This window comes from Pseudomonas sp. P5_A12 (assembly GCF_056400685.1).
Genome location: NZ_JBFUKU010000511.1, coordinates 1 through 2,051, shown reverse-complemented (window position 1 = coordinate 2,051; position 2,051 = coordinate 1). Strand labels below are relative to the sequence as shown.

Here is a 2,051-nt window from a genome sequence, read left to right as displayed (position 1 = left end):
GTGCCTGCTTGCTGCCATTGGTGCAGCAAACCCAAGGAATAAAAGCCGCGATCGAACAGCGTTAACGAGTGATCAGGCGTGGTTTCGATCAGCTGTTCCGCCAGTTTCATTTCGTTGCTGCGGTAACCATCAAATGCACTGCCGATCAGCAAATGGCTGGTCAACTCCATTTGGCAGACCATGCGCACCTGAGGAAAGCCAGTGTCACCATGTTGATTACTGGCCGAGTCATAGCGTGCTCGATTTTCTGCCGTGTCGGGTGTTCGCCAGACGACGCCGTCGACCCCYARCAAACGCAGCCCKGCCCAAGTCGGATGACCRGCCGCTTCATGCCAACTTTTCTGAGTCAGATCGAAGACTTGTCGTACAGCCTCGCTACCCAGCCTCTGACGGGCTTGAACCACTGCGCTGGGCGCCACCAGCGGACGTTGACCCGGCAGCATAATGTTCATGCGACTGACCACATCCCAAGCTGACATCCGCCGAAAGAACGCCATGGAAATCACGCACCAAAGCATCATTTCCAACRGCAGACGGCGCTTGCGCAGGGTTGCTACGCCTGCCTGTTCCAGTGCTTGCTCGACCAAAGAAGGATCGAGTAACGAATCCAACCCCTCGATGGAGTTGGGAGTGGAGGCGATGTTGTGAGTCAGTTCCAGTGCCCGAGCGAGACGCATAAAAAAATCCGATACCTATTCAGGCATCGGATTTTGATTTCTTGCGGCCAAAGGTCAAGCAAGAGGGCTTAACTGATCGGCATTACCCCGAAGGGTGCTTTCTCTGTCGCTGGAAGCTTAGCGCTTCAGCGAAGGCGGCAGGTGCGGCTGGATGGCCGTCAGCACTGCTTTGAAGCACTTGGTGTTACCGGCAACGACGTGGCCTTTTTCAAGGAAGTCGTGACCGCCGGTGAAGTCGCTGATCAAGCCACCGGCTTCCTGGATCAGCAGGGCGCCTGCGGCCATGTCCCACTCGGACAGACCCGACTCCCAGAACGCGTCGAAACGACCGGCAGCCACGTAGGCCAGGTCCAGGCTCGCCGAGCCGGCGCGGCGGATGCCGGCAGTCTGGCCAACCAGGGCGCGGAACATACCCAAGTAGTTTTCGAGGTTGTCCATCTGGTCGTCACGGAACGGGAAGCCAGTGCCCAGCAGGGCGCCGTCCAGGCTGGTGCGGCCGCTGACGCGCAGACGACGACCGTTCAGTTGAGCGCCGCGACCACGGCTGGCGGTGAATTCTTCCTGGCGAACCGGGTCCAGAACTACAGCGTGCTCCAGGCGACCGCGGTATTTGCAGGCGATGCTGACAGCGAAGTGAGGAATGCCGCGCAGGAAGTTGGTGGTGCCGTCCAGCGGATCGATGATCCACAGGTACTCTTCGCCTTCGATGCCGTTGCCGGCGTGCATGCCGGTTTCTTCACCCAGGATCGAGTGGTTCGGGTAGGCCTTGCGCAGCGCATCGATGATTTTCTGTTCGGCGGCGCGATCCACCTCGGATACGTAATCCTTGGCGTCTTTTTCGTCGACCTTGATGGTATCCAGGCGCTCGATGGAGCGGAAAATCAATTCACTGGCGCTGCGGGCGGCGCGCAGCGCGATATTCAGCATGGGCTGCATGGATGTGTCACCTAAGGTTGTTAAAGAAAGCCGGGCATTCTATCAGAACTTTTCTACAGGTGAAGGTCGGTGTTCGCTTTCATAGCTTAACGGTAGTAGGAACTGTAAGATTCGGCTCCAATTTCTGTGTTCGAGAACGCCTCCCGTGCTGCAAAACATTCGTGTCGTCCTGGTCAATACCAGTCATCCCGGCAACATCGGCGGGGCTGCGCGTGCCATGAAGAACATGGGCCTGTCGCGGCTGGTGCTGGTCGAACCGCGGTTATTCCCGCATCACGAAGCCGACGCCCGTGCTTCCGGTGCCGGGGATATCCTTGAAAACGCGCAAGTCGTCGCCACCTTGGAAGATGCCTTGGTTGGCTGCAATCTGGTACTTGGCACCAGTGCTCGTGACCGTCGCATTCCCTGGCCACTCGTGACCGTCGCATTCCCTGGCCA

At 58.4% G+C, this 2,051-nt stretch carries 3 protein-coding genes; 1 reads left to right on the top strand and 2 read right to left on the bottom strand.

All coding sequences use genetic code 11. The annotated features are described in order from the left end of the window. On the bottom strand, positions 1-677 hold a 677-nt coding region (locus AC1DSG_RS30585), incomplete at its 3' end, for an IS4 family transposase (RefSeq protein WP_477794205.1). A gap of 117 nt (positions 678-794) precedes the next feature. Then, positions 795-1,613: a type III secretion system regulator SuhB gene (suhB, locus tag AC1DSG_RS30580; protein ID WP_007948182.1), complete on the bottom strand. Its 819-nt coding sequence runs from the start codon at positions 1,611-1,613 to the stop codon at positions 795-797. Between the two features lie 145 nt (positions 1,614-1,758). Between suhB and AC1DSG_RS30575 the strand changes: the two genes are divergently transcribed. Continuing rightward, positions 1,759-2,051: RNA methyltransferase (locus AC1DSG_RS30575; RefSeq protein ID WP_477794204.1), on the top strand; the 293-nt coding region annotated here is incomplete at its 3' end.

Excerpts from the sequence above, each read along its gene's own strand:
- suhB (WP_007948182.1), bottom strand. The coding sequence starts at position 1,613 with ATGCAGCCCATGCTGAATATCGCGCTGCGCGCCGCCCGCAGCGCCAGT.